This window comes from Pyxidicoccus sp. M15 (genome assembly GCF_056858435.1).
The window spans coordinates 9,887,639-9,913,213 of the sequence record NZ_CM166495.1; the positions used below are offsets into that span (position 1 = coordinate 9,887,639).

Annotated in this window: 24 protein-coding genes; 10 read left to right on the forward strand and 14 right to left on the reverse strand. The window is 72.4% G+C overall.

What is annotated here, in order from left to right:
• Nucleotides 1–121 precede the first annotated feature (121 nt).
• From ACX9TP_RS36630 to ACX9TP_RS36640, 3 genes are read right to left on the reverse strand one after another with little or no spacing between them, the layout of a single operon-like run.
• Nucleotides 122–925, reverse strand: a complete 804-nt coding sequence (locus ACX9TP_RS36630; protein WP_482975295.1) for a hypothetical protein — start codon at nucleotides 923–925, stop codon at nucleotides 122–124.
• Between the two features lie 35 nt (nucleotides 926–960).
• On the reverse strand, nucleotides 961–2,148 hold the full coding sequence (locus ACX9TP_RS36635) for an ABC transporter substrate-binding protein (RefSeq protein WP_482975296.1): 1,188 nt from the start codon (nucleotides 2,146–2,148) through the stop codon (nucleotides 961–963).
• A 37-nt stretch (nucleotides 2,149–2,185) separates the two neighbouring features.
• Nucleotides 2,186–2,923, reverse strand: a complete 738-nt coding sequence (locus ACX9TP_RS36640; protein WP_482975297.1) for a PspA/IM30 family protein — start codon at nucleotides 2,921–2,923, stop codon at nucleotides 2,186–2,188.
• Nucleotides 2,924–3,177: 254 nt separating this feature from the next.
• Here ACX9TP_RS36640 and ACX9TP_RS36645 point away from each other — a divergent pair, with 254 nt between their 5' ends.
• Nucleotides 3,178–4,545 carry an ATP-binding protein gene (locus tag ACX9TP_RS36645; protein ID WP_482975298.1) on the forward strand — a complete coding sequence of 456 codons (1,368 nt, stop codon included), beginning with the start codon at nucleotides 3,178–3,180 and terminating at the stop codon, nucleotides 4,543–4,545.
• Between the two features lie 5 nt (nucleotides 4,546–4,550).
• On the opposite strand, the gene ACX9TP_RS36650 is transcribed toward ACX9TP_RS36645, so the two are convergent.
• The 5 genes from ACX9TP_RS36650 to ACX9TP_RS36670 all read right to left on the reverse strand — a co-directional run bounded on the left by ACX9TP_RS36650 (nucleotide 4,551) and on the right by ACX9TP_RS36670 (nucleotide 8,822).
• Nucleotides 4,551–5,891 (reverse strand): 5'-deoxyadenosine deaminase, encoded by a 1,341-nt coding sequence (locus ACX9TP_RS36650; protein ID WP_482975299.1) that lies wholly within the window; start codon nucleotides 5,889–5,891, stop codon nucleotides 4,551–4,553.
• A gap of 20 nt (nucleotides 5,892–5,911) precedes the next feature.
• Entirely contained in the window at nucleotides 5,912–6,316 is a 405-nt protein-coding gene (locus tag ACX9TP_RS36655) for a cytidine deaminase (protein ID WP_482975300.1), read from the reverse strand.
• A gap of 35 nt (nucleotides 6,317–6,351) precedes the next feature.
• Complete coding sequence (locus tag ACX9TP_RS36660; protein ID WP_482975301.1) at nucleotides 6,352–6,720, reverse strand: PilZ domain-containing protein; 369 nt, start codon at nucleotides 6,718–6,720, stop codon at nucleotides 6,352–6,354.
• 353 nt (nucleotides 6,721–7,073) lie between these two features.
• The gene (locus ACX9TP_RS36665) at nucleotides 7,074–7,487 is read right to left on the reverse strand and encodes an SET domain-containing protein-lysine N-methyltransferase (protein WP_482975302.1); all 414 of its coding nucleotides are present in this window, start codon (nucleotides 7,485–7,487) and stop codon (nucleotides 7,074–7,076) included.
• 30 nt (nucleotides 7,488–7,517) lie between these two features.
• Complete coding sequence (locus ACX9TP_RS36670; RefSeq protein ID WP_482975303.1) at nucleotides 7,518–8,822, reverse strand: thymidine phosphorylase; 1,305 nt, start codon at nucleotides 8,820–8,822, stop codon at nucleotides 7,518–7,520.
• A gap of 77 nt (nucleotides 8,823–8,899) precedes the next feature.
• Here ACX9TP_RS36670 and ACX9TP_RS36675 point away from each other — a divergent pair, with 77 nt between their 5' ends.
• The 5 genes from ACX9TP_RS36675 (at nucleotide 8,900) to ACX9TP_RS36695 (ending at nucleotide 15,356) form a co-directional block, all read left to right on the forward strand.
• Nucleotides 8,900–10,090 carry a BMP family lipoprotein gene (locus ACX9TP_RS36675; protein ID WP_482975304.1) on the forward strand — a complete coding sequence of 397 codons (1,191 nt, stop codon included), beginning with the start codon at nucleotides 8,900–8,902 and terminating at the stop codon, nucleotides 10,088–10,090.
• A 65-nt stretch (nucleotides 10,091–10,155) separates the two neighbouring features.
• Nucleotides 10,156–11,784, forward strand: a complete 1,629-nt coding sequence (locus ACX9TP_RS36680; RefSeq protein WP_482982276.1) for an ABC transporter ATP-binding protein — start codon at nucleotides 10,156–10,158, stop codon at nucleotides 11,782–11,784.
• Nucleotides 11,777–12,907, forward strand: coding sequence for an ABC transporter permease (locus tag ACX9TP_RS36685; protein WP_482975305.1), 1,131 nt, complete (start codon nucleotides 11,777–11,779; stop codon nucleotides 12,905–12,907). The genes ACX9TP_RS36680 and ACX9TP_RS36685 overlap by 8 nt, the downstream gene beginning before the upstream one ends.
• Nucleotides 12,900–13,829: an ABC transporter permease gene (locus ACX9TP_RS36690; protein ID WP_482975306.1), complete on the forward strand. Its 930-nt coding sequence runs from the start codon at nucleotides 12,900–12,902 to the stop codon at nucleotides 13,827–13,829. The genes ACX9TP_RS36685 and ACX9TP_RS36690 overlap by 8 nt, the downstream gene beginning before the upstream one ends.
• Nucleotides 13,830–14,201: 372 nt before the next feature.
• A complete protein-coding gene (locus ACX9TP_RS36695; RefSeq protein ID WP_482975307.1) occupies nucleotides 14,202–15,356 on the forward strand; it encodes a sensor histidine kinase in 1,155 nt (384 codons plus the stop codon).
• Nucleotides 15,357–15,381: 25 nt separating this feature from the next.
• Here the strand turns inward: ACX9TP_RS36695 and ACX9TP_RS36700 are convergent, their stop codons facing one another.
• The 4 genes from ACX9TP_RS36700 to deoC all read right to left on the reverse strand — a co-directional run bounded on the left by ACX9TP_RS36700 (nucleotide 15,382) and on the right by deoC (nucleotide 19,114).
• Complete coding sequence (locus ACX9TP_RS36700; protein ID WP_482975308.1) at nucleotides 15,382–16,023, reverse strand: hypothetical protein; 642 nt, start codon at nucleotides 16,021–16,023, stop codon at nucleotides 15,382–15,384.
• A gap of 62 nt (nucleotides 16,024–16,085) precedes the next feature.
• Nucleotides 16,086–17,813: a phospho-sugar mutase gene (locus ACX9TP_RS36705; RefSeq protein ID WP_482975309.1), complete on the reverse strand. Its 1,728-nt coding sequence runs from the start codon at nucleotides 17,811–17,813 to the stop codon at nucleotides 16,086–16,088.
• Between the two features lie 63 nt (nucleotides 17,814–17,876).
• Nucleotides 17,877–18,269, reverse strand: a complete 393-nt coding sequence (locus tag ACX9TP_RS36710; protein WP_163995312.1) for a TraR/DksA family transcriptional regulator — start codon at nucleotides 18,267–18,269, stop codon at nucleotides 17,877–17,879.
• A gap of 14 nt (nucleotides 18,270–18,283) precedes the next feature.
• Nucleotides 18,284–19,114 carry a deoxyribose-phosphate aldolase gene (gene deoC / locus ACX9TP_RS36715; protein ID WP_482975310.1) on the reverse strand — a complete coding sequence of 277 codons (831 nt, stop codon included), beginning with the start codon at nucleotides 19,112–19,114 and terminating at the stop codon, nucleotides 18,284–18,286.
• Nucleotides 19,115–19,227: 113 nt separating this feature from the next.
• Here deoC and ACX9TP_RS36720 point away from each other — a divergent pair, with 113 nt between their 5' ends.
• From ACX9TP_RS36720 to ACX9TP_RS36730, 3 genes are read left to right on the forward strand one after another with little or no spacing between them, the layout of a single operon-like run.
• A complete protein-coding gene (locus ACX9TP_RS36720) occupies nucleotides 19,228–20,457 on the forward strand; it encodes a ComEC/Rec2 family competence protein (protein WP_482975311.1) in 1,230 nt (409 codons plus the stop codon).
• A complete protein-coding gene (locus ACX9TP_RS36725) occupies nucleotides 20,454–21,824 on the forward strand; it encodes a ComEC/Rec2 family competence protein (protein ID WP_482975312.1) in 1,371 nt (456 codons plus the stop codon). The genes ACX9TP_RS36720 and ACX9TP_RS36725 overlap by 4 nt, the downstream gene beginning before the upstream one ends.
• Before the next feature lie 12 nt (nucleotides 21,825–21,836).
• Complete coding sequence (locus ACX9TP_RS36730) at nucleotides 21,837–22,079, forward strand: DUF3006 domain-containing protein (protein WP_482975313.1); 243 nt, start codon at nucleotides 21,837–21,839, stop codon at nucleotides 22,077–22,079.
• A gap of 2 nt (nucleotides 22,080–22,081) precedes the next feature.
• Here the strand turns inward: ACX9TP_RS36730 and ACX9TP_RS36735 are convergent, their stop codons facing one another.
• Entirely contained in the window at nucleotides 22,082–23,290 is a 1,209-nt protein-coding gene (locus ACX9TP_RS36735) for an MFS transporter (RefSeq protein ID WP_482975314.1), read from the reverse strand.
• Between the two features lie 12 nt (nucleotides 23,291–23,302).
• The gene (locus ACX9TP_RS36740; RefSeq protein WP_482975315.1) at nucleotides 23,303–25,015 is read right to left on the reverse strand and encodes an AgmX/PglI C-terminal domain-containing protein; all 1,713 of its coding nucleotides are present in this window, start codon (nucleotides 25,013–25,015) and stop codon (nucleotides 23,303–23,305) included.
• A 156-nt stretch (nucleotides 25,016–25,171) separates the two neighbouring features.
• Here ACX9TP_RS36740 and ACX9TP_RS36745 point away from each other — a divergent pair, with 156 nt between their 5' ends.
• Nucleotides 25,172–25,462 carry an FYDLN acid domain-containing protein gene (locus ACX9TP_RS36745; RefSeq protein WP_482975316.1) on the forward strand — a complete coding sequence of 97 codons (291 nt, stop codon included), beginning with the start codon at nucleotides 25,172–25,174 and terminating at the stop codon, nucleotides 25,460–25,462.
• Nucleotides 25,463–25,575 lie beyond the last annotated feature (113 nt).

Sequence of the window (25,575 nt, forward strand, 5' to 3'; positions counted from 1 at the left end):
GGTCGGGGTTTCACACCTGGCGTGGGTTGGCGGGGTGGCCGGGGACTCTCTTGAGCGGTCCCCTCCCCCGCGGTCTCCGCAACCGGGCAACACGCGCACGCCGCGCCCTACCTGGACGCGTCTACCGGACGCGCGTCCCGTGCGGCAGCGGGCCGCGCGTCTCCTCGGAGAACTCCAGGAACTGCTCCATCTGCCGCACGGACTCCTCGGTCGCCTCGGCCTCCGCGCTCAGCACGGTGAGCTGGCGGTTGACGCTCTCCGGGTCGCGAATGGCAATCGACTGCTCGTGCGTCAGGCGCATCAAATCTTCGATGCCCGCGAGCTGGTGGCTCACCACCTCGCGGCTCTCGCCGGCCTGCTCGAAGCGCGCCAGGCGCTTGCGGAGGATTTCCACCCGGTTCGCCTTCACGTCCTTCAGGCGCGGGTTCGCCTCGCGGGCCAGGTCCTCCTCCAGCTCGCGCACCTCGCGCTCCAGGTGCTCGCGGTCCGAGCTGTTGAGGTACGCGCGATACTGGTTCAGCGTGGAGATGAGCCGCAGGAAGGACGTGAGCAGCGCGTCCAGCCGGGGCTCGCTGTCCGCCTCCAGCACCTTGCCGCCCGGCAGCTTCCGGTAGTTGGCGAGAATCTTCTCCTTCAGCCCCAACAGCTGCTGGTAGTGCTCGCGCTGCGAGGGCGCCAAATCCGACTGGAGCGCGTCCACCGCCTTGCGCGCCGCCTCCGGGTCGTCGGGCGTCTTCGCCCGCACCGCGCGCTGGAAGCGCGACATGGACGAGAGGACGCCCAGGTAGAGGCCCTCCAGGCCCAGGGCCACCAGCATCGGCAGGGGCTCGCCAGTCATCGCCGCCGAGGCCGCCGCCGTGCCCAGCCCCACCAGGTTGGCGGGCATCAGGAATGCGGCCTTGATGTAGTTGGGCGACTTCGCCACGTCCGTCCATCCCTTCCCGGTGTCCCGGGCTCGACTCAGGGGCCTCGCGCCTCCGACACATACTTCAACGCGCCCAGGTCCCGCGTGTCCTCCGCGGGAGGAACCCGCGGCCCCTGCTTCAGCTTCTGGAAGAGCGCCGCGGCGCTCTGGAAGAGCTCGTCATAGGTGACCGGCGCCTCACCGGAAAGGCCGAAGAAGGCCCGATTGTCCGCCAGCGTCGCCGGCGGCGCGCTGCGGATGGCCTCAATCGGGTCTCCCAGGTACGGCGCCACCTCGCCCAACAGCCGCGCCCCCGCCGTGGGGTCCTTCAGCACGCTCTGCCCCGCATCCAACAGTCCGCGCAGCACCCGGCGCACGGCATCCGGGTAGCGCGCCGCGAAGTCCCCGCGCGCCACCAGCACCGTCGCCACCAGGTGCGGTGCGTCCGCCGTCGTGGCCAGCACCGCCCCGCCCCTGTCCCGCGCCGCCAGCTCCACGTCGCCCCACAGCCCCACCACCGCGTCCGCCCGGCCCTCGCGCAGCGCGCGGCCCGCGTCCAGCGTGGAGGGCAGGTCCACCCAGCGCACGTCCGTCGTCCGCAGCCCCGCGCGCGCCAGCACCCACAGCGCGAAGTAGTGCGAGGAGCTGAACGGGTACACGCCCACCCGCTTGCCCCTCAGCGCGGAGAGGTCCGGCACGCCCACCGCCGCCAGCGCCTCCTGGCCCCGGCTGCGCCCCACCAGCAGCAGCGTGCGCGGCGCCGCGTCCCGCAGCGCCGGAGCCCACGCCGCCAGCCGGTCCACGGACAGGGCCGCCATGTCCACGCCGCCGTTCTCCGCGCCAATGGCCAGCGCCTGCCGCAGCTCCTCCTCGCGCGCGAAGAGCACCGCGCGCGCGTCCAGCGCATAGGCCGTCTTCAGGAAGCCCTGGGCGGCGCCCTGAGGAGGCACCGGGTGGTCCAGCGTCGTCGCGCCGCCGGTGGCCACCAGCAGCGCCGACGCAGAGCCGCGCGGCGTGAAGCCGATGAGCACCGGCCGCAGCGGCACCGACGCGACGTCCGCCACGGGGGCGGCCACGCCGGCGGGGAAGTCCCCCGGGGACAGCCGCACCGCCTCGCGCGCGGCGGGGAAGAAACGCTCCTGGAGCCGGTCCAGGTAGCCCAGGCGCGACGCGAGCACGTAGCCCGCGCCAAGCGCGCAGAGCAGGAGGAAGAGGAAGAGGCCTGGCCCGCGGTGGAGCTTCATCCCGAGTTCCGTTGACCTCTTCCCCGTCCCAAGCGAGCTACTCGACGCCGACCTTCTTGCCGATGGTCTTCTCGGCGCCGCCGCTGACATCCGACACCGGCGCCGGGCTCTCGAGCAGACCCATCTCCATCTTCATCTGCTTCACGAGCTCGTTGGCCTGAATCTTCTCGGCCTCTTCCTCGATGTTGACGGCCATGTGGTCCACCGACTCGAGGGCCATCTGCATGCGGGCCTCGTTGACGGCGGACTTCTCCTGCACCTTGCGCAGCATCTCGTCGTGCGTCGAGTCGATGCCCGCGACGGTGAAGGACTCCATGGTGTCGGCCACCTTGGCCTGCCACTTGGCGCGGCGCGCCTCGCGGATGGCGTTCATGGCCTCCTGCGTCTTGCGCTCCTTCTCGCGCATGAACGCCTTCTTCACCGTCAGCGCCTTCTCGTAGGCCTGGCGGGCCGTGGCGAGCTGCTGCTCGTTGCGGCCCAGCGCGTCCTTTTCAATCTGGAGCTTGCCGGCGTACTGCGCGGCCAGGTCGTCACGCCCGGCCTGGATGGCGGCCTTCACCTTGGCCGTCAGCGAGCGCACGTCCTCGGCGTACTTGGCGTTCTCCTTCTCGAGCAGCGTCACGTTCGCCCGGACCATGGCGATGGACTCATTCATCTTCGGGACCTGGTCGTTCAGGTCTCGGACGTTCTGCTCGAGGATGAGCTCCGGGTCCTCGATGGAGGAGACAAAGAAGCCGGCGAAGCTACGCATTGCCCTCTTGAATCGTTCCCACATGTCGGCGGTCTACCTCCATCCAGCCCTACTTGCATCCACCTTATACGATTCCCTGGGGAGCAAGCAGCCACAGTCCCAACACTCTGACAACTGCTACGCGCTCCCACCTAAGGTCATTGCCTGACGCGAGAAAGTCAGGCCCGCGCGGCGCTGTGCACAGGCCCCCGGCGCCCGTGCCCAGCGCCGCCCGGTTGCCCGCCACGAGAGCATGGAGCTTGCCCCTCGGTGAGGAGTCGGGGAAAACCCAGGCTCGCGTGTCGACCTCCCCCGCCCCCAGCCCCTTTGATGACGCGCTGACGCGGGCGGTGGACTCCCAGCGGCGCCGCGTGCTCGGCGCGGGCGCGGCGGTGCGCCTGGTGGGCACGGCCGTCTTCCTGGCCCTGAGCACCGGCCTGTGGCTGTCGGGCGGCGAGGACTGGGCGACGTACCCGCCCGTGCTGACGGCGTACCTGCTCATCGCGGCGGCGCTGTTCGTGCTGCGGCGGCGGCCCGTGGCGCGGTGGCTGGGGGTGGTGCAGGCGCCGGTGGACGTGGGGCTCGTGTACTGGCTCCAGCACCTGGCGCTGCCGCGCTCGCCCTTCCCCTCCGGGGTGGCGGGCTTCAGCCTGGGGCTGTTCGCGCTGGTGGTGGCGCTGAGCGGGCTGACGCTGCGGCGCAGCGTCGTCTATGGCACGGCGCTGCTGGCCTGGGTGGCCCAGGCCGCGCTGATGCGGCAGGCGGGCGTGGGCTGGGGCGCGGTGGCCATTGCCCTGGTGGCGCTCGTCATGGTGGCGGCGGTGAGCCACTACGGCACCGGCCGGCTGCGGCAGCTCGCGGTGGCCCTCTCCCACGCGGAGGTGGAGCGGGCGCTGGAGGCACGGCGCTTCCACGAGGTGGAGGAGGCACGGCGCACGATTGAGCGGATGCTCGGCGACGCGCAGGCGCGCAACGACCAGCTCCACGCCCTGCAGCGCGACAAGGAGCAGCTCACGCAGTTCCTGGTGCACGACCTGCGCTCGCCGCTGTCCGCGCTGACGATGACGCTGTCGTGGATGGAGCAGGAGGTGCCGGGCGGCAAGGGCGTGCTCATGGAGTCGGTGCGCACGGGCCTGGCCGTCACCGCGCGGCTCGACAGGATGATTTCCGACCTGATGGACGTGCCCCGCCTGGAGCAGGGCCGGCTGGAGCCGCGCAAGCTGCCCTTCACGGCGTCCATCCTGCTGGAGGAGGTGCGCCGCTCGCTCGACGGCGTGGCCCGCGCGCGGCGGCTGACGCTGGACGTGGCGGCGCCGCCGGAGCTGGAGCTGGTGGGCGACTCGGAGCTGCTCGTGCGCGTGGTGGAGAACCTGGCCAGCAATGCGCTGCGGTACGCCCCCACGGGAGGCCGGGTGCGGCTGGAGGCGGGCACCGACTCGGAGTGCCACTGGCTGGCCGTGCGCAACGACGGCCCGCCGATTCCGCCGGAGACGCGCAGCCGCATCTTCGACAAGTACGTGCAGGGCGCCGCGGAGAAGGACAGCCGCCGGGGTTACGGGCTGGGGCTCTACTTCTGCCGGCTGGCCGCCGAGGCACACGGCGGCCAGCTCGCGGTGGAGGACACGCCCGGCTGGTCCACGTCCTTCGTGGTGCGCCTGCCGGGCTGAGTGCGTCAGCCCCGGGCGCGCTTGCGGCGCCGGAGGATGCGCTCCACGCTGGCATTGGCGTTGGAGAGCACCGCCGGCGCGTCCAGCGTGGTGAGCACGCCGTCCTTCAGCACCGGCTTGCCGTCGATGAAGACGTGCACCACGTCGCTGCCGCGCGCGGAGTGGACCAGCGGCGCCAGCACGTCCTCGGCCGTGGGGCCCGCGTGCAGGCCGCTCACGTCCACCACGGTGAGGTCGGCGCGCTTGCCGACTTCAATCGAGCCCACCTCGTCCTCCAGCCCGAGCGCCCGCGCGCCGTGCAGCGTGGCCATCTCCAGCACGCGCATGGGCGTCATGGCGCGAGGCCCCACGCGCGGGTTGTGCATCACGGCCGCGAGCCGCATCTCGTGGAAGATGTCGAGCGTGTTGTTGCAGGGCGCGCCGTCCGCGCCGAGCGCCACCGCCACGCCGGCCTCCAGCAGCTCCGGCACCTTGGCGATGCCGGAGGCGAGCTTGAGGTTGGAGCCGGGGCAGTGGCACACCACGGTGCGCGTCTCGCGGAGGATGTCCTGCTCCTCCTGGGACAGCCACACGCAGTGGGCCAGCGTCACGTGCGGCCCGGACAGGCCCACCGTGTGGAAGTAGGCGACGTTGTCCTGGCCGCCGGTGTACTGGCGCACCGCCTCCGTCTCCTTCGCATTCTCGCTGGCGTGGGTGTGGATGCGCACGCCGTGCTCGCGGGCGAGCTTCGCCACCTCGCGCAGCAGCTCCGGCGTGCAGGAGAGGACGAAGCGCGGGGCGAAGGCGTAGCGCAGCCGCCCGTCGTGCGTGCCGTGCCAGCGCTCCATCAGCGACAGGCTGTGGGCGAGCGACTCGGTGGTGCTCTCGCGCAGCCCCTCCGGCACGGCGGCGCCCGCGTCCATCATCGCCTTGCCGCCCACCAGCCGGAAGCCGGAGTCGCGCGCCGACTCGAAGACGGCGTCGTAGTGGTGCACGCTGCCCATGTCGAGCGCCGCCGTGGCGCCCGAGCGGATGAGCTCGGCGAAGGTGAGGTCGGCCGACGCGCGCATGGACGCCGCGTCGTGCGAGGCCTCGAAGGGCCAGATGCGCTCGCGCAGCCAGTCCAGCAGCTCCAGGCCGTCCGCGCGGCCGCGGAAGAGCGTCTGGCAGGCGTGCAGGTGGCCGTGGATGAGGCCGGGCAGCACCACCTTCCCCGCCACGTCCACCACGCGCCGCGTGCTCCGGGACTTGAGGCCCCGGCCCACCTTCGCGATGCGCCCGTCCTGGACGAGCACGTCCGCCGCCACGAGCACCTCGCGCTCGCGGTTCATCGTCACCACGGTGCCGCCAGTCAGGAGCAGGTCCACGGGGGTGCTCGAGTCGCTTTCTAGAGAAAGTCCTTCGTGAAGGCGTGCGGCAGCAGCTCGCCCAGGGTGTAGCGCGCCTCGCCGCCCTTCGGGGTGCGGCTGCGCACGGGCATGTCCGGCGGGCCGAACTCTGCCATCACCTGGCGGCACATGCCGCACGGGGGGCAGGGCTCGGGGGTGTCCACGACGATGGCGACGGCCACGGGCCTGGCGTGGCCCTGGGCCACCCCGGCGGCGAAGGCGTTGCGCTCGGCGCAGACGGTGAGGCCGTAGGTGGCGTTCTCCACGTTGCAGCCGGACACCACCGCGCCGTCGGCGTAGAGGACGGCGGCGCCCACGGGGAAGCGCGAGTACGGCACGTGCGCGCGCGAGCGCACCCGAGCGGCTTCCTCGAACAGACGCTCCCAGGGAATGTCGTCCGCCATGACGCCCTCCGTGAATCGCCGGTCCGACAGCGGACCTAGCGGGTACCGCCGCCCTTCGCCAGCACGTCGTCCAGGTGGCGGGCAATGGCCAGCTCCGCCTCCACCGGCAGGTCCGCGAAGCGCACGTGCGCGAACGGGCCGTGCGGGCCGTTGCTCACCTGGAGCACCTCGCCCGTCGCCTCGACCTCGTCGGGGAGGATGGGGAGCAGGAAGCGCACCTCCACCTTGGCTCCCGCCTCCAGCCCCGTGCCCTGCCAGGCGCAGCCGCCCAGGGACAGGTCGCCGTCCCGCGTCTCGAAGTCACCCGAGCTGCCCGCCCGGCGCACCTTCAAGCGCATGGGCACCCGGGGAGAGTCGCGCCGGTCCTCGGCCTTGTCGCTCATCGAGTCGTTCCTCTCGGCCATCGCCGTTGCCTCCCTGCCGCTCATGCTCGCGCCACCGTCCGAAGAATGTGTCCCGGGGACGGGCGGGACACAGGCGCCGGCTGCTCGCCGACAGGGAGACCGGCCTCGTGCTGGAAGTTGTTCGCGCAGGCCCCCACCGTGGCCTCCGCCCGTTCGTCACAGTGCATCGTCGGGGCATCATACGCGGACCTTTCCCGACAGGAGGCCCCGAAATGCACGGGGGGACGGCGGCGGGGGCGTTCCACCGGGGGTGCCATGGGGCCACGCCCGGTGTCATACCCGGCACGGGGGCGGAAGGCACAGGTGGAGCGGTGCAATGCAGCCAGAATGAACGGAAGCCCGGGAAGCCCCGCTCAGGTCTCCGGCACGCTCTGGCCCCGGGACTTCCACCAGTCCTCGCCGTAGCTGATGCAGATCTGCTCGCCGGGGTGGATGTCGCGCAGCGCGTGGAAGCAGAAGAGGTCGCGGTCCACGAGGCGGTAGTACGCGGCGTTGGGCTCCTGGGAGTGGTTGTAGATCATCCCGTAGCCCATCACGAGGGCGACCCAGTCTCCCTCACGGCGCTCCTCCTTCTCGCCCCACTTGATTTGGAAGACGTAGTCGTCGAGCGGCGGCATCCGCGCGTGCTTGTGCAGCACCTTGAGGTAGTGACACTCCTCGATGAGCTCTCCGGCGGGGATGAGCTCGTCGGTGAAGACGCCGTAGCCCCACTCGCACGGCCGGACCTTCACGCCCGGATGGATGTACAGCGCTGCGCCCTGGTTCATGGCCCCTGCCTGTTCCTCCAGCCTGGGAACCTACTCCACCCGCTCGCGCACCAGCGGCCGGGCCACGGGCGCCGCGTCGCCAAACCTGTACGCAGCCAGCAGGCGCGCCTTCACGTCCGCCACCGGGCCCGCGTCGTTGTAGTACACGCGCACCACCGGCTCGCCCTTCGTCACCTGTTCGCCCGTCTTCTTCAGCAGCGTGAAGCCCACGGCCGGGTCGATCTTGCTGTCCACCCGCTGCCGCCCCGCCCCCAGCGCCACGCCCGCCAGGCCCACGCCTTCCGTATCAATCGCCGTCACCCAGCCGTCGCGCGGCGCCACCACGTCCACCGTCGACTTCGCCTGCGGCAGCAGCGAGTAGTCGTCGATGGCGCGCGGGTCTCCGCCCTGCACCTGGACGATTTCCTTCAGCTTGCGCACCGCGCTGCCGTCCTCCACCACCTTGCGCAGCTTCTCGCGCGCCTCGTCCACCGTCGCCGCCGCCTTGCCCAGCACCAGCATCTCCGCCGTCAGCGCGTAGGTGATCTCCGTGTAGTCGTCCGGAGCCTCGCCGCGGAGCATGTCCACCGCCTCCATCACCTCCAGCGCGTTGCCCACCTTGCGGCCCAGCGGCTGGTCCATGTCCGTGAGGAGCGCCACCACCTTCTTCCCCATCTCCGCACCCAGCCCGATCATCGTCCGGGCCAGCGTGCGCGCGTCCTCGTCGCGCTTCATGAAGGCGCCGCTGCCCACCTTCACGTCCAGCACCAGCGCGTCGATGCCCTCCGCCAGCTTCTTGCTCATGATGGAGGACGCAATCAGCGGGATGCAGTCCACCGTCGCCGTCACGTCGCGCAGCGCGTAGAGCTTCTTGTCCGCCGGAGCCACCTGCGCCGTCTGGCCAATCAGGCAGCAGCCCACCTCGCGCACCAGCCGCCGGTACTCGGACGTGGGCAGGTTGACGTTGAAGCCCGGAATCGACTCCAGCTTGTCCAGCGTCCCGCCCGTGTGGCCCAGGCCGCGGCCGGAAATCATCGGCACCGGCACGCCGCAGGCGGCCGCCAGGGGTGCCAGGCTGAGCGACACCTTGTCCCCCACCCCACCCGTCGAGTGTTTGTCCACCTTCACCGCGGGCGTGTCCGACAGGTCCAGCACCTCGCCGGACTCGAGCATGGCGCGGGCCCAGGCCCCCAGCTCCCGGGAGTCGAGTCCCTTGAAGAAGATGGCCATGCACATGGCCGCCATCTGGTAGTCCGCCACCGTCCCCGCCGTATACGCCTGGATGAACGCGCGGATGTCCGCCGGGTCCAGCCGGCCACCATCCCGCTTCGCTTTGATGAGCTCGTAGGGTTGCACGGGCCAGCCCATAGCAGGAACACGGCCCCCCATGCACTCCGGGAAAGGCAGGCCTTCATCTGGTAGATAAGCGGGCCATGATGCTCCGCCTCCACGTCCTGGCCCTCGCCGCCCTCCTGTGCGCGTGCTCCAAGAAGGAAGAGCCGCCCCCCGCCGGTGCCCAGGGCACCACCACCGCCCAGCAGCCGACCAAGGCCCCCATCCCCGTGGGGCTCGTCATCGACGTGGGCGGGCGCGGGGACCACTCCTTCAACGACGCCGCCCTGCGCGGCCTGGAGCTGTACGCCGCCGGCAAGCGCTACGAGGGCGGCAAGTACGTGGACGCCTCCCCCGACGAGGTCCGCCAGTCGCTCCCGCCCTTCATGGCCTCCTTCGCTTCCAGCATCCAGCCCCTGCCCGTGAAGCCCATGGTGCTCCAGAGCAAGGCCCAGGAGGACTACGCCCCCAACCTCCAGCTGCTCGTGGACCAGGGCGCCCAGCTCACCGTCGGCAACGGCTACATGCTGGCCAACGCCGTGCGCACCGCCGCGCAGGAGAACCCCAAGGCCCGGTTCCTCCTCATCGACAGCCAGGTGCTGGATGCGCAGGGCAAGGTGCTGAAGCTGCCCAACGTGCGCACCGTGCTGTTCAAGGAGCAGGAGGGCAGCTTCCTCGTGGGCGCGCTGGCCGGCCTGGTGACGAAGACGAACAAAGTGGGCTTCGTGGGCGGCATCGAGGTGCCCCTCATCCAGCGCTTCGAGGTGGGCTACCGGGCGGGCGTGAAGACGACCAACCCCCAGGCCGCCCAGGCGCTGATGGCCGTCTACACGGGCAGCTTCAACAACATGGCCGCGGGCAAGCAGGTGGCGCAGGACCTCATCGCCAAGGGCGCGGACATCCTCTTCCACGCCGCGGGCGCGGATGGCATCGGCGTCATCCAGGCGGTGAAGGAGGCACGCGCCGCGGGCAAGAGCGTGTATGCGATTGGCGTGGACTCGGACCAGTCGCACGTGGCGCCGGATGCCATCCTCACGTCGATGATGAAGTTCACCGACCTGGCCATCTACCAGGCGACGAAGGACCTGGTGGACGGGAAGTTCTCCGCGGGTGAGCAGGTGGTCGGCCTGAAGGAGAACGGCGTGGGCATGGCCGAGGTGCGGGTGGACTTCCCCAACAAGGCGGAGGCGCTGCAGAAGGTGGAGGCCCTGCGCCAGCGCATCGTCTCCGGGCAGCTCCAGGTGCCGGCCGTGCCGGCGGACCTCTCCACCTTCCAGGCTGCCGCGCCCTGATTTCCCTCCGGCACATCCGCAAGGTCTTCGGCAACTGTGTGTCGCTGGAGGACGCGTCGCTCGACGTGCGCGAGGGCGAATTGCTCGCCGTGGTGGGAGAGAACGGCGCGGGCAAGACGAGCCTGATGAACGTCCTCTACGGCCTCTACCAGCCGGACGGGGGCGAGCTGTCCGTGGGCGGGCAGCCCGTGCGCTTCAAGAGCCCTCGCGACGCGATTGCCCGGGGCATCGGCATGGTGCACCAGCACTTCATGCTCGTGCCCACGCTGACGGTGGCGGAGAACGTGGTGCTCGGCCGCGAGCCCACGCGCCGCGGCCTGTTCGACCTGGAGCGCGCCGTCAGCGAGGTGGCCGCCACCTGCGCCCGCTTCGGCTTCGAGCTGGAGCCGCGCGCCCGCGTGGACACGCTCACCGTGGGCTCGCAGCAGAAGGTGGAAATCGTCAAGGCGCTGCACCGGGGCGCGCAGGTGCTGGTGCTCGACGAGCCCACCGCCGTGCTCACGCCGCAGGAGTCGGACGAGCTGGCCCAGGTCATGCGCGGCCTCGTCGCGCAGGGGCGCACCGTGGTGCTCATCAGTCACAAGCTGAAGGAGGTGCTGGGCGTGGCCGACCGCGTCGCCGTCATGCGCCGGGGACGCGTGGTGGCCGAGGTGCGCGCGGCGGAGACCACCGTGGAGCAGCTGGCCAACCTCATGGTGGGAGAAGGCGCACGGCCCGGGATGAATGCCCGGGGGCGCGAGTTCGTCTCCCTGGCTGGAGTGTCGCCGGGAGCGGCCGCCTCACGGCCCCAGGACGGCGTGATGGACGTCGCGTCGCCGGCAGGGGCCGCCGCCACAGCTGGAGGCATGGACCTGCGCGGGAGGTCGGCGCTCGCGCTCACGGGCGGAATCCCACCGGAAGCGGCGACCGGGCAGGCCCCGGTGACGTCCACGGGCGAGGTCCTGCTGGATGCGCGCGGACTCCAGGCCGTGGGGGACAACGGCCGCCCCGCGCTGCGAGGCGTGGACCTCACCGTGCGCGCGGGCGAAATCATCGGCATCGCGGGCGTGGACGGCAACGGGCAGCGCGAGCTGGCCGAGGTCCTCACCGGCCTGCGCCCCCTGACGGCGGGAAGCGGCACGCTGCTCGGAGGGCCGCTGGCGGGCCTCACCCCGGCCCGGGCGCGCGAGCGCGGCGTGGGCCACGTGCCCGAGGACCGGCTGCGCCGCGCGGTGGTGAAGGCCCTCAGCGTGGAGGAGAACGTGGCCCTCGGCCGGCACACGCGGCCGCCCTTCGCCCGGGGGCCGTGGCTCGACTTCGCCGGGCGGCGCGAGCGCACGCTCGCCCTGCTCCAGGCGTACGACGTGCGCCCTCCGGACCCGACGCTGACGCTCGCGAGGCTGTCCGGCGGCAACCAGCAGAAGGTGGTGGTGGCGCGCGAGCTGGACGCGAAGCCCCGCCTGCTGGTCGTGGTGCAGCCCACGCGCGGCCTGGACATCGGCGCGGTGGCCCACGTGCAGGCGAAGCTGCGCGAGGCGCGCGCCCAGGGGGCCGGCGTGCTGCTGGTCTCCCTGGACCTGGAGGAGGTGCTCGCGCTCTCCGACCGCGTCTACGTCCTCTTCGAGGGGCGCGTGACGGGCCACTTCACCCAGGCCCAGTACGACGAGCGGGAGATGGGACGACGCATGCTGGGCGCGGGGGTGGGCCATGCCTGAGCGGCTGAGACAGGCCCTGCCCTCGGTGCTCTCCGTGCTGCTGGCGCTCGCGGTGTGCTGGGGGCTCATCGCCCTGACGATGACGCCCGGCACGGCCACGGCCGCCTATGTGGAGATGTTGTGGGGCGGCATCGGCAACTGGCCCGCCTGGCTGGACGGGTCCGCGGCCACCGTCATCACCCGGCCCCTGGGCGAGGCCGCGATGAAGGCGGCGCTGCTCACCCTCACCGGCCTGTCCGTGGCCGTGGCCTTCAAGGTGGGCCTGTTCAACATCGGCGCGCAGGGGCAGATGATTCTCGGCGCGCTGGCCGCCGCGGTGGTGGGCGCCCACGTGTCCCTGCCCGCGGTGCTGCACATCCCCGCGGCGCTCGTGGCCGCGGCGCTCGCGGGCGCCGTGTGGGCGGGCCTCGCCGCGCTCCTCAAGCTCTACCGGGGCGTGCACGAGGTCATCTCCACCATCATGCTCAACTGGGTGGCGCTGCGCCTCGTGGACAACTGGCTCGTCATCGGACCGCTGCGAGGCGTGGCCGAGGGCGGCCAGTCCATCACCGGCACCGCCGAAATCCAGGCCACCGCGACGCTGCCCCGGCTCCTCGGGGAAATCTCCCGCCTCAACCTGGGCTTCCCGCTGGCGCTGCTGCTGGCGGTCGTCGTCTGGCTCTGGCTTGCGCGCACCCGCTCCGGCTTCGAGACGCGCGCGGTGGGCCTGGGCGCCGAGGCCGCGCGCGCCGCCGGAGTCCCGGTGGCCCGTCGCACCGGCGTGGCCATGGCGCTGGCCGGGGCCATGGCGGGGCTGGCGGGCGCGGTGCTGGTGCTGGGCACCGAGGGGCGCTACCCCGGCACGCTGGGCGCGCCCTACGGCTTCGACGGCATCGCCATTGCCCTCATCGGCAACAACCACCCGCTGGGCGCCATGGGGGCCGCGCTCTTCTTCGGCGTGCTGCGCGCGGGCGGCACCCGCATGCAGCTGCTGGACGTGCACAAGAGCTTCCCCGAGCTCATCCAGGGCCTCGCGCTGCTCTTCGTCGCCGGCCGCATGGTGTGGCTCGCCCTGCTGCGCCGCCGCGAGGCCGCCGCGGCGCCTCCGGCCGCCGCTCCTTCCGTGGAGGTGCCCCGTGCTTGAGGTCCTCCACGCCCTGCTCTTCTCCACCCTGGACGCGGTGCCCGCGCTCGTCTTCGCCGCGCTGGGCGCGGTGCTCTCCGAGCGCGCCGGCGTGGTGTCCGTGGGCGTCGAGGGGATGATGCGGGTGGGCGCCTTCTGCGCGGCGGTGGCGGCGCTCGTCATGCCCATGTCCCTGGCCGTCGGCGTGGGCATGCTGGCGGGCGCGGCGCTGGCCGCGGTGCATGGCTTCCTGAGCATCCGCTGGCGCTCGGACCAGGTGGTGTCCGGCATCGCCCTCAACCTGGTGGCCCTGGCCGGCGGCACCTTCCTGCTGGAGTCCCTCTACGGCCCCAACGGCACGCCCGCCCTCGCGCAGGCCCCCCGCTGGGACGTGCCCGGCCTCGCGTCGGTGCCGGTGCTGGGCGCGCTGTCCGGCCACTCCGCCCCCACGTACCTCGCGCTGGTGCTGCCCTTCGCCCTCCAGGCCCTGCTGACGCGCACGCCGCTGGGCCTGCGGCTGCGCGCCGTGGGCGACAAGCCCCACGCCGTGGCCACCCTGGGCCTGAGCGTCGCCGGGCTGCGCTGGGGCGCGGTGCTGGGCGGCGGGCTGCTGGCGGGCCTGGGCGGCGCCGTGCTGTCCACGTCCGTGCTGGGCCGCTTCGAGCAGCACACCCCCGCGGGCCTGGGCTTCATCGCCCTGGCCGCCATGGTGTTCGGCCGCTGGACGCCCGTGGGCGCCTTCCTCGCCGCCCTCTTCTTCGCCTTCGGCGACGCGCTGCGGATCGGCCTCGCCTCCAGCGCCCCCGGTCTGCTGGAAGTCGTACCTCAGGGCATGTTGCAGGCCCTCCCCTACGTGCTCACGTTGGCCCTCCTCACCCTCCAGGGACAGCGCAGCAGCGCCCCCGCCGCACTCGGCGTGCCCTATGAGCAGGAGTCGCGCTGAGGCCCTCTCCAGGCCCTGGGTCTTTTCAAACCCGGGTCAAAGTTGATTCCTGGTCAGGAGTGACCCCCTCCCGTCGCGTGACAAACACCGCCCGTGCGGGTTCCGCTGGTGAGCAGACACTCCAACCCCCCGCCGTTACTGGGATGATCCACCTCTCGTTTCGTCGGAATCCGGCGAAACGCGAACCTTCCACCCGGCACGCGCCTCGCATGGTGTTCGGTCAGGTTTCGGACCGCGTACCGGACTGGTTGCAGGCTCCGGGGGGGAAGTCGCATCCAGTCCGGTATGCGGTTCGTAGGGTCTACTTGGGAACATCCGGGTGTCGTTGCCCGGTCACCTGGTGGGGGTGGCGTGATGCTGGAGACGACGGGAATGACCGCGACGTACCGGCCTCGGGTGCTGGCTGTGGATGTGCAGTCGGGTGGAATGGAGCGGCTGTATTCCATCCTCGCCCCCGCGGGTTATGACGTCCTGCCCGCCAGCGGCAAGGCGGCGGCGGCGGCGGCGACCCGGCAGTCGGCGGACCTGGTGCTGCTGGACGTGCAGCGGCCCGGCACGGACGGCCTGGCGGCCTACCGGCAGCTGGTGGCGGAGCTGGGGGGCCCCTCGTCGCCTCCGGTGCTCATGCTGACGCCCCGCGCGGACCGGCAGACGCGCCGCGAGGTGCTCGAGGCGGGCGTGGACGACCTGCTCATCACCGAGCCGTTGGACCCACTGGAGCTGAAGGTCCGCGTCCACACCCTGCTGGAGCTGAAGGCGCACCGCGATGCGGGCGGCCTGCGCCCCGAGGCGCTGCTGGACCCGCGGCTGCGCTGGGTGGAGATGGAGCGGCTGGCGCGCCTGGGCACGCTGGCGGCGGACGTAGCGCAGAACCTGGGCCGCGTGGGCGAGGGCCTGCAGCGCGCCCTGGCGCACGTGCAGAGCCGGGCCCAGCAGGGCCTGGCGCCGGACCCCGCGGAGCTGAAGAAGCTGGGCGTGGCGGGCGAGCAGATGCGGCTGCACGGCCAGCATCTCCTCTCGCTCGGCCCCACCAGCCCCAAGGACATCCGCCGCTTCGATTTGCGCGAGGTGGTGCCCGGCGTGGTGGAGCGGATGCGCGCCGCCGGCCGCCTGGGCTCCGCCGAGGTGAAGGTGCTGCTGCCGGAGGACCCGATTGCCGTGGTCTTCAACCGGCGCCAGCTGGAGCAGGTGCTGGTGGAGCTCCTGGCCAACGCGGCGGACGCGGTGGAGGACGTGAACGACCGCCCGCGCCGCATCCACGTGGGCGTGGAGCTGCCGGACATGTTCGGCGACTTCGGCCCGCGCCTGTTCGTCAAGGACACCGGCATCGGCATCTTCGAGGACGAGGTGGGGGCCGTGTTCGAGCCCTACTACACGACGAAGGCGCCGGAGAAGGGCGCCGGCCTGGGCCTCACCGTGGCGCGCGCCCTGGTGGAGGCCATGGGCGGCAAGCTCACGGTGCAGAGCCGCGTCAACCTGGGCAGCACCTTCACGGCCGAGCTGCCCGAGCAGACGTCTTCCTGGTAGCCGCCGCGCACGCCGGCACGCCCCGCTAGAAGCGGTAGGCGATGCCGGCGAGCGCCTCCAGGGTGAACTCCGTCGCGTCGAAGTCCGGAATCAGCGAGGGCCCCATCCGGACGTTGAAGGTGACGCCGAGGCTGCGATCGATGAAGTACTCCAGCCCGCCGCCCACGAGGATGGGGAACACCGGGCCGATGCCCTCCCCGAAGTAGACGTGGAAGGGGATGTCCAGGCCCAGGTTCACCATGACGGCGCTGCCGGCGGGGATGCCCACCACGAAGCCCACGGGCAGCGTCAGGCCCACGTCCGTGTCGCCGTTGTCGAAGTAGAACAGCGGCCCCGGCTGGAAGGTGAGCGCCAGCGAGACGTTGTTCGTCTGCGCGAGCATCAGCCGCATCCACGCCTGGAACTTGATGCCGGGGTCCGTGTAGCGGACCCAGCCCTCGCGGCCCCAGTTGAAGGTGAACTTGCCGCCGATGTCGAAGCGCTCCGAGCCGCCGTGGAGCAGGCCGAGCGTGAGCCCGGGCCAGCCAATCTGACCGGAGAAGGCGGTGTTGCCCCGCCCCAGCGTGTCGGCGGCGAGGATGGACCAGCCCTGCCCGCGCTGCGCCAGCGCGGTGCCAGGGAGGGCCAGGATGCAGGCGAGGAGGAATCCGGGAACGAGACGCTTCACACGGTGCCTTTCTGCGGAAGGCCACGCGGGGGCGCGGCCGGGGGGAGGTTGTGCTGGAGGACTCAGGCGGGTTGACCGCGCTCACGCGCGAGCGCGAGGAAGTCGTCGATGAACCGCGCCAGCCGCGCTTCCGCGCGCTCGCGGGCGCCGGCCATGGGCTCTCCGGGGGCGAGCGACTCCTTGTGCTCGAAGTAGTACTTGATCTTGGGCTCGGTGCCGGACGGCCGCAGGGTGACGCGGCCGCCGCCCGCCATCTCGAAGGCGAGCACGTTGGACGGCGGCAACCCGGCCCCGCCCTGCTTGTAGTCGCGCACGGTGCGCACCGGGTCCCCGCCGATGCGCGCGGGCGGTGAGGCGCGGAAGGCCTCCATGATGGCGCGGATGGCCTGGGCCCCCGCGGCGCCGGGCAGCGTGACGTTGCGCTGGGCGCCCACGTACAGGCCGTGGCGGCGCTGGATTTCCTCCAGGTAGCCGAGCACCGTGGTGCCGCGCGACTCGCACCACGCGGCCAGGTCCGCCATGACGAGCGCCGCGCCGACGCCGTCCTTGTCGCGCGTCACCGTGCCCACGGTGTAGCCGAGCGCCTCCTCGTAGCCGAAGACGAACTGCGTGCCCTCGGAGCGCTCGCGCTCCAGCGCGCGGTTGGCAATCCACTTGAAGCCGGTGAGCACCTCGTCATAGGCGGCGCCCAGCTCGCGGGCGATGTCGCCCAGCTGCGTGGACGAGACGATGGTGGTGACGACGTGCGGCCGCGAGCGCTTCGTGCCCTGGGTGAGCACGTAGTGGCCCAGCAGCACGCCCACCTCGTTGCCGGTGAGCATGCGCATGCGGCCGTCCGCGTCGCGCGCCATGACGGCGAGCCGGTCCGCGTCCGGGTCATTGGCCAGCACCAGGTCCGCCTTCACGCGCTCGGCGGTGGCGAGCGACAGGTCCATGGCGCCGGGCTCCTCCGGGTTGGGGAAGCGCACGGTGGGAAAGCGCCCGTCGGGCATCTGCTGCTCGGACACGGCGGTGAAGCGCGGGAAGCCCGCCTCGCGCAGGGCGCGCTCCGCCCAGACGCCGCCCACCCCGTGCATGGCGGTGTAGACGAGGGACAGCGTGTCCGAGCCGCGCTTGTGCACGCGCAGCCCGGAGATGGCGCGCAGGTACGCCTCCCCCACCCCGTCCGCCAGGTCCCGCCAAAGCCCCTTCGCGCGCGCGTCCGCGGGCGTCAGCAGGGGCACGCGGTTGGCGGGCTCCACCCGGGCGATGGCGGAGGCGATGCCGGTGTCGTGTGGGGGGATGATTTGCGCGCCGTTGCCCCAGTAGACCTTGTAGCCGTTGTACTCGGGCGGGTTGTGGCTGGCCGTCACCATGATGGCCGCGGCGGCGTCGAGGTGCAGGGCGGCGAAGGCGGCCACCGGGGTGGGCACCGGGTGCGGGAAGACGTGGGCGGGGATGCCCTCCGCGGCGAGCACGGCGGCGGTGTCCTCGGCCAGCTCCGCGCTCAGGCGGCGCGCGTCGCGGCCCACGACGACGCCGCGCGTGGCGGCGTCCGGCACCTGCTCCTTGAGGTAGCGCGCCAGGCCCGCGGTGGTGCGGCGCACCACGGCGCGGTTCATCCGGTTGGGGCCGGCGCCCAGCACGCCGCGCAGGCCCGCGGTGCCGAACTCCAGGTCCCCGGCGAAGCGGTCCGCCAGCTCCGTCCAGTCGCCCCGGGCCAGCAGGTGCGCCAGCTCCGCGGCGGTGGCCGCGTCCGGGTCCGCCTGCCGCCATGCCTCCGCCCGCTCTCTCAGTCCGGTGGTGTCCATGCGCGTAGAGACCTCGTGTAGCCTTGGAAGGCGCGGCGAGCACGCGGCTCGCGCGCCGGTTGTTCAGGTGTAGTCGGTGAGCTTCTTGCGGGTGGCGCGGCCCTTGGGGCCGTCCTTGGCGCCCTGGCACGTCACGCAGTACTCCGCGTAGGGCATGGCGCGCAGCCGGCCCAGGGGCAGCTCGTCGCCGCACTCCTCGCACTCGCCATACGAGTCCGGGTCGTCGCGCAGCTTGCCCAGCGCCTTCATCACCCGGGCCAGCACGCCGTCCATGTTCCGGTTCCGGTTGGAGGCGATGGCCTGCATCATCTCGTTGAGGGGCTGCTCGTCCTCGTCGCCGCCGATACGCGCGTCGTCGGTGCGGTTGGGCTCTATCCTGGCGGGCGTCTTCTCCGTCAGCTCGGAGTGGAGCGCCAGCAGCAGCTTCTTGAATTCCTCTCGCTGTTTCGCGTTCACGTCTCGCCGCCGTGTCAGTACTTCGCCGTGGAGGCCTGTCCGCTGATGATGGCCACGGACGCGGACGCACCCAGTCGGTTGGCGCCCGCGCGCAGCATCTTCATCGCGTCCTCGGCGGAGCGGATGCCGCCGGACGCCTTCACGCCCACGTCGTCGCCCACCACCCGGCGCATCAGCGCCACGTCCTGGGCGGTGGCGCCGCCTCCGCCGAAGCCGGTGGACGTCTTCACGAAGGCGGCCCCCGCCGCCTTGGACAGGGCGCAGGCGAGCACCTTCTCCTCGTCCGTGAGCAGGGACGTCTCCAGAATCACCTTCACCGGCAGCGGGCGGGCGGCGTCCACCACCGTGGCGATGTCCTGGTGGACGAGCGCGTAGTCACGCGACTTGAGAGCGCCCACGTTGAGCACCATGTCGATTTCGCGCGCCCCGGCGCGGATGGCCTCGCGGGCCTCGAAGGCCTTGGCGGACGGCAGCGACGCGCCCAGCGGGAAGCCCACCACGGCGATGGGCACGGTGGTGGCGCCGGCCAGCATGCGCGCGGCGGTGGCCACGTGCGTGCTGTTGACGCACACCGTGGCGAAGCCGTGCTTGCGGGCCTCCTGGGCCAGCTTCACCACGTCCTCGGCGCGGGCGTCGGGCTTGAGCAGCGTGTGGTCGATGTAGGGCGCCAGGTCGGCCGGGGAGCGGATGGACTCCATGTCCACGGGGGCGGTGGACGTATGGGTGTCCGGAGCGGGAGCCCCGGGCTCCGTGGGCGAGGTCTCCTTCCAGGCATCCATGCGACGGCGGGCCTGGTCGGCGAGCTCCTCGAGGAACTTCGCGAAGACGTCCTGGGAGTCGGACATGACGCGCCCCTTAGCCCACTTCCCGGCCCTCGGGAAGCGCTCGCACGGGGAGCACGCGTCCGCTGTGCTCCCGCAGGTGCCGAAGATAGGAGCGGAGCGCTAGAGTCCGCTGCGTGACGTCTTCCGCCCGGCTGCTCACCCTCCTCGTCCTCCTGCTCGCCTCGCTCCCGGGCCGGGCCGCGCCCTCGCCCGCCGTGAAGCCGCTCACGGTGTATTTCTTCGACGTGGGCCAGGGGGACGCCGCGCTCATCGTGTCGCCCACGGGCAAGACGGTGCTCATCGACGCGGGGCCCCCCGAGGCGCGCGAGCACCTGGCCCGCCGGCTGCGCCAGCTGGTGAAGGAGCCGCTGGACCTGGTCATCCTCACCCACCCGCACCTGGACCACCTGGGCGGCATGGCCCACGCGCTGAAGGCGGTGGGCGCGAAGCGCTTCATGGACCCGGGGTTCGACCACCCGAGCGACGCCTACCGGGATTTGCTGGACGCGGTGGGGGGCTCGGTGGGCCAGGTGATGACCCCGGAGCCCAACGCGCAGGCGCCGCAGACGCTGCTCACCATCGGCCTGGGCGAGGGCACCTCGCTCACGGTGCTGTGGCCGCGCGTGCCGCAGGAGCCCTTCCTGGACGACACGCGCTCGGACCCGAACTCCAACTCCATCGTCACCAAGCTGACGTACGGGAAGACGGCGTTCCTCTTCACCGGCGACGCCGAGCCGGACACGGAGGCCGCCCTCCTCCAGAAGCGCATCGACTTCTCCGCCACCGTGCTCAAGGTGGCCCACCATGGCGGGCGCCACTCGTCCACGGCCGCCTTCCTCGCCGCGGTGAAGCCGAAGGCCGCCGTCATCTCCTGCGGCGCCGGCAACGACTACGGGCACCCCACCGCGGAGGCGCTGCAGCGCCTGGACGCGTCCGGCGCCCGCGTCCTGCGCACGGACCAGGACGGCGAGGTGGTGGCGGTGAGCGACGGCAACACCGTCACGCTGCGCTCCGACAAGGGCCGCGCCGCGCCCCTCGTGGTGCCCGGCGGGGTGAAGCCCGGCCCCGTCGCGCTCGGCCCCATCCTCCCCAGCACGAAGCGCGCCCGCGGCAGTGCCCGGGACAAGGAGCCCGAGCCCGGCGCGCGCGGCACGGCCACCGTTACGAGGGGCAGCGTGGAGCCCGCGTCGGCGCCCTCGCGAGGCGAGCCGGGAGCCGGGGACTTCGTCAGCCTGAAGGGCAGCAAGGTGTTCCACCGCGAGGACTGCGCCACCCTGAAGCGCTCGAAGTCGGAGCGCACCGTCTATTCCAGCCGCGCCGCCGCCCAGCGCGAGCGCCGCCCCGCCGAGGACTGCCACCCATGAGCCCGCGCCTGTTCTGCCTGCTGGGGGTGCTGGTGGCCGCGGCCGCCTGCGAGGAGCCGCCGCCGCCCCCGCCGCCCCCGCCGGCCGCCATCCCCCGTCCCGCCGAGGCGCGCCGCTACTTCGGCTCACCTCCGGACGGGAAGCTGCACGTCTACTTCTTCAACGTGGGCCAGGGGGACGCCGCGCTCATCGTGTCCCCGGAAGGGCACACGGTGCTGGTGGACACGGGCCCCGCCTCCTCGGCCGACCACCTGCGCAACCGCCTGCCGGAGCTGCTCACGCAGCGGCTGGACCTGGTCATCCTCACGCACCCGCACGCGGACCACCATGGCTCGGTGGAGGCGGTGCTGCGGCGCGTGGGCGCGAAGCAGCTGATGGAGCCGCAGCTGGAGACGACGACGCCCGAGTACGACGCCCTGCTCACCCGCCTCGGGGGCATGGGCGTGGAGTTCGTCTCCGTGGCGCCGCCCCAGAACACGCCCAACGCGCCGCTGCGCCTGCCGCTGGGCCCGGGCGTGGAGCTGAACGTGCTGTGGCCGCGCCACCCCACCGAGAAGCTGCTCGACGTGCCCGAGGCCCCGCTGGAGGCCAACTCCGTCGTCCTGCGCCTCACCTACGGCGACACGGCGGTGCTCTTCGCGGGGGATGCGCACGCGAGGACGGAGGAGTCCCTGCTGGCGCGCGGCACGCCCATGCGGGCCACGGTGCTCAAGGTGGCGGCGCATGGCGCGGACGGGCCGACGACGAAGGCCTTCCTGGAGGCCGTGCGGCCCGGCGCCGCCGTCATCTCCACCGGCGGCACACCGGCGGCCGCCACGCTGGCGCGGCTGCGGGCCGCGGGTGCCCAGGTGTTCCACACCGACGCCGCGGGCGAGGTGCAGGTGGTGAGCGACGGGAAGCAGCTCGTCGTCACCCCGCAGCGCCTGCCCGACGGCGTGCCGGAGGACACGCGCTACACGTTCCACGGGCTCGGCGACACCGCCACCCCGCCCGTCGCCCAGCTTCCGAAGACGGAGGCCCCGAAGACGGACGCCCCGAAGACGGACGCCGCGAAGGCCCCGCCCGTCCGGGGCACGCAGCCCGCCCGGAGTTCGGCGAACCTGACGCGCTACGGCCAGGTGGTGGACATCGACGACCTGCCGTCCACGAGCGCGCCGCCCTCCCGCGCGGAGACGCGCCCGACTCGCGGCGGCACGGAGTCGCGCTCGGGCAATTCGGAGGTGTACGTCGCCAGCAGCAAGGGGGACGTCTTCCACCGGCCGTTCTGCCGGAACGCGGCGAAGATAAAGCAGTCCAACCTGCTCACCTTCAAGACCCGCGACGAGGCCGCCCGCGGCCGGCGTCCGGCCAAGGACTGCAACCCCTAGGGGCTCCCGCACATGACTCGCGCCACGCTGGACCGCATCGAAGGCGACGTCGCCGTGCTCGTCGTGGAGGGCCGCCAGCAGACGCGCCCGCTGAGTGATTTGCCGGAAGGCGTGCGCGAGGGGGACGTGCTGGACCTGGACACGCTGCGCGTGGACCGCGAGGCCACCGAGGCCCTGCGCGCCCAGGTGCGCGAGGCCCGCGAGCGGGCGAAGCGGGGCAAGAAGAAGCCGCCGTCCGGCGACTTCGACCTGTAGCCTCAAGCCAGGGGCGCCGTCGCGGAGGGCCGCGCCCGGGGCAGCAGCACCGCCAGCAGCACCGCGCTCACCGCCGCCAGCAGGCCCGCGGTGAGGAAGGCCGGCGCGCTGCCCCATCGCGTCCACACCGCGCCGAACAGCAGGCCCGCGGCCAGCGAGGCCCCGCCGGTGAGCCCGTTGTAGAGGCCGAAGGCGCGCCCCCGGGCGGCCGGCGGCACCAGCGAGGTGAGCAGCGACTTCTCCGCCCCCTCCGCCAGCGCGTGGTACAGCCCGTAGAAGGCCATGACGGCCAGCGTGCCGGGGATGCCGCGCACCAGGGACAGCGCCACGTAGCTGAGCGCGTACAGCCCCCACCCCGCCAGCACCACGCGCGAAGAGCCCAGCCGGTCCGCCAGCCAGCCCGCCGGGTACGAGACGGCCGCCTTCACCACGTGCAGCAGCAGCCACGCCATGGGCAGCAGCGCCGCCGGTGCGCCCTCCTCCGTGAGCTTCAGCAGGAGGAAGGCATCCGTGGCGTTGGCCACGCCGAAGAGCACCACCGGCGCCAGGTAGTAGCCGAGCCGGCGGGGCACCGGCACCAGCGCGGCGCCCGTGCCATGGGCCTCCGGCGCGCGCTCGGGCTCCTTCACCACGAGCAGGCACAGCAGCGCGACGAAGCCTGGCACCGCCGCCGCGAGGAACACCTGCTCCGCGCGCAGCCCCAGCGCCACCAGCGCCATGGCCACCAGCGACCCCAGCGCCGCGCCCGCGTGGTCCATGCCCCGGTGGAAACCGAAGGCCCGCCCCCGCGCGCCCTCCGGCACCGAGTGGGCGATGATGGCGTCGCGCGGGCTGCTGCGCACGCCCTTGCCCACGCGGTCCAGCGAGCGGATGAGCAGCGGCTGCCACGCGAGGGTGACGAAGGCCATCATCGGCCGCGCCAGCGAGGACACGCCGTAGCCCATCAGCACCAGCGGCTTGAGCCGGCGCGCCCGGTCCGCCCACAGGCCGGAGCGGTACTTGAGGAGCGCGGACACCAGGTCCGACAGCCCCTCCATGGCCCCCAGCAGCAGCGGCGCCGCGGGGAAGCGCGCCGCGAGGAACGCGGGCAGCAGCGGGAAGATCATCTCGCTGCTCACGTCCGTGAGCAGCGAGACCAGCCCCAGCAGCACCACCGCGCGGGGCAGCCGTCCGCTCGAGACTCGCGACAGCTCGGCCTCCCGGGTGCGCACGGAAGGGGGCGGCTACAGCGTCCCGGAGAGGACGAGCGGAATCTCCAGGTCCACGTCGTCACCGGAGAAGGCGGAGAACACCATGCTCTTCGCGCGGTCCTTGATGCAGGTGCCCACGGCGGAGCGGTTGAGCTCCCGCTTGTCGAGCGTGGCCTCCTTCACCTTGCCGGAGCTGCCCACCGTGGCGGTGAGCGTCACCTTGCCCACGCGGAAGGACGGGTTCTTCCGCAGCTCGTTCTCCACGCAGGAGCGGAACGCGTCCTGCGCCTTGTCCACCACGCGCTCCACCTCCTCGTCCGAGGGGCCACCCACCTCGTCCGAGTCCGTCGCGGCCACCTCCGCGTCCTTGCGCACGTCGGGGCCCACGTCCTTCTTCTCCGCGTCCGCGTAGACGGCCTGCATCTGCTCCGCGGACGGGGCCGGCGCGACGCCCGCCGGAGTGCCAGCGCCCGTGGGGGCCTGGCCCGAGGGCGCGGGGGCGGACTCCGGCGCGGGCGCGGCCGGACGCTTCTCCGCGGGCGGGGGCACGGGCCTGGGCGCCGGGGCCGCCGGCTGCTCGCGTCCCAGCAGCTTGTCGCGCAGCGCGCCCACGCCCCGGGTGGAGAAGATGGGCTGCTCCACCGGCTGGCCCTCCGCGTCCACCGTCTTCACCCGCAGGGGCACCACGCCCAGCGTCTCCGACAGCACGTACGCGCCGCCGAGGGGGACGAGGAGCAGCAGCAGCACGGCGACGGCGTACTTCCACGCGGGGTTGCGCCGCGTCACGCCCGACTTCGCCGCGAAGTGGCGGGTGTCCTCCACGGGCTGACGCTCGTTCCCGTCGCCGCCGCCCAGCGCGGCCAGCGGGTCCTCGTACTGACCCTGACCCTGGCCATCGTCCTCGTCACCGGCGCCCCGGTTGCCGGGCAGGTCCAGGTCGGAGAACAGGTCGTCATTGAGCGGCGCGGCGCTGGCGGCCGGTGCGGCGGCCTGAGCCCGCCGGCCCTGCTGGGGCTGGGCCTGGACGCGCGGGTCGGGCTCCTCGAAGAAGGTCCGCTCCGGCTCGTCCTGCTCCGGGTCCCACGCCTGCTGCTGGGGCTCGGGGGCCGCGGGCTCCTCGGGCTCGGGCATGAAGGCCTGGGGCTCGGGCTCACGGCGGGCCGGGGCCGCCCGCGCGCGGGACGGCGCGGCGGCCACGGGCGGCTCCTCCACCGGGGGAGGCGGCGGCGGGGGCGGCTCGGGGGCGGGCGTGGGCGCGAAGAGGACGGCCAGCTCGGGGATGTCCGAGCCGCGCTTCCAGTCCGCCATGCCCTGCTGCCAGAAGAAGCTCCGTCCACTGACGGTTCCGGTGGCCACCAGCTCCCGGAGGGCGCCCTCGTCCAGCGGCCCCTCCTGCTTGTTGCGCACCATGACGAACCAGGGCGAGCCCGCCGGCTTCAGGGGCACCGCACGGGTCGGCTCGTCATCCCAGGGCGTCTGCAGGGCGGCTGCCGGGGCACGGGCCACGGCAGGCGCCGCTGTGACGGGCGCGCTCGGCTCCGGCTCCGCGAGGGAGCGCTCCTGGGCGCGGATGCGCTCCACGTCCGCGAGAGACACCACGCGGGTGCTCTCCTCCAGGGGCAGTGACGGTCCCTCGACGGTGATGACGTTCTGGCAGTTCTTGCAGCGGACCTTGACCGTCTTGCCGCGGACCTTTTCGTCCGCAATGGAATACCGCTTCTGGCAATTGTCGCAGGTGAAGTTCAAGGGGAGCGTCCGACTTCCGGGGGAAAACTCGGGGGAAAACGCGGGTCGGATGCTACCGCTAGAAATCTCCCGCGCAAACCACAGGTTGACTCTGTCCGACAGCCCAACTATTCAGCCGCCCTCTCGTGTCTCCACTGGCCTTTCCAAAGGTGGCGAATGCCGGCGAAGGATCTTGGAACGAAGTACGTCTGCTACAAGTGCCAGACGAAGTTCTACGACATGAAGAAGCCGGACCCGCTCTGCCCCAAGTGTGGGGCAGACCAGCGGGAGAGCCCGGCCCTCAAGCCTCAGCCCGAGGGACGCCGTGGCCGCCTGGCCGCTGCCCCGAAGGTCATCGAGCCCATCGAGCCGGAGGAGCCAGCCGCCGCGGGTGACGAGGAAGAGGAAGAACTGGAGACCTTCGACGACGAAGAGGCCGCCGCGGAGCCCGAAGAGGAAGACATCTAGGTCCTGAAGCACCAAGGGGCTCCACGGCACATGCCGGGAGCCCCTTCGCTTTGTTCAGGACAGGGTTGTCAGGCTGCCCGGCGGGCGCCCCCCATGACGGGAGCGCCCTGCTT

Bases quoted from the DNA above. Each gene is read 5' to 3' on its own strand.
- ACX9TP_RS36730 (WP_482975313.1), top strand. From the start codon at position 21,837: ATGACTCGCGCCACGCTGGACCGCATCGAAGGCGACGTCGCCGTGCTC.
- ACX9TP_RS36745 (WP_482975316.1), top strand. From the start codon at position 25,172: ATGCCGGCGAAGGATCTTGGAACGAAGTACGTCTGCTACAAGTGCCAG.
- deoC (WP_482975310.1), bottom strand. From the start codon at position 19,114: ATGTCCGACTCCCAGGACGTCTTCGCGAAGTTCCTCGAGGAGCTCGCC.
- ACX9TP_RS36655 (WP_482975300.1), bottom strand. From the start codon at position 6,316: ATGGCGGACGACATTCCCTGGGAGCGTCTGTTCGAGGAAGCCGCTCGG.
- ACX9TP_RS36675 (WP_482975304.1), top strand. From the start codon at position 8,900: ATGATGCTCCGCCTCCACGTCCTGGCCCTCGCCGCCCTCCTGTGCGCG.
- ACX9TP_RS36725 (WP_482975312.1), top strand. From the start codon at position 20,454: ATGAGCCCGCGCCTGTTCTGCCTGCTGGGGGTGCTGGTGGCCGCGGCC.
- ACX9TP_RS36635 (WP_482975296.1), bottom strand. From the start codon at position 2,148: ATGAAGCTCCACCGCGGGCCAGGCCTCTTCCTCTTCCTCCTGCTCTGC.
- ACX9TP_RS36660 (WP_482975301.1), bottom strand. From the start codon at position 6,720: ATGGCCGAGAGGAACGACTCGATGAGCGACAAGGCCGAGGACCGGCGC.
- ACX9TP_RS36705 (WP_482975309.1), bottom strand. From the start codon at position 17,813: ATGGACACCACCGGACTGAGAGAGCGGGCGGAGGCATGGCGGCAGGCG.
- ACX9TP_RS36685 (WP_482975305.1), top strand. From the start codon at position 11,777: ATGCCTGAGCGGCTGAGACAGGCCCTGCCCTCGGTGCTCTCCGTGCTG.
- ACX9TP_RS36640 (WP_482975297.1), bottom strand. From the start codon at position 2,923: ATGTGGGAACGATTCAAGAGGGCAATGCGTAGCTTCGCCGGCTTCTTT.
- ACX9TP_RS36695 (WP_482975307.1), top strand. From the start codon at position 14,202: ATGACCGCGACGTACCGGCCTCGGGTGCTGGCTGTGGATGTGCAGTCG.
- ACX9TP_RS36665 (WP_482975302.1), bottom strand. From the start codon at position 7,487: ATGAACCAGGGCGCAGCGCTGTACATCCATCCGGGCGTGAAGGTCCGG.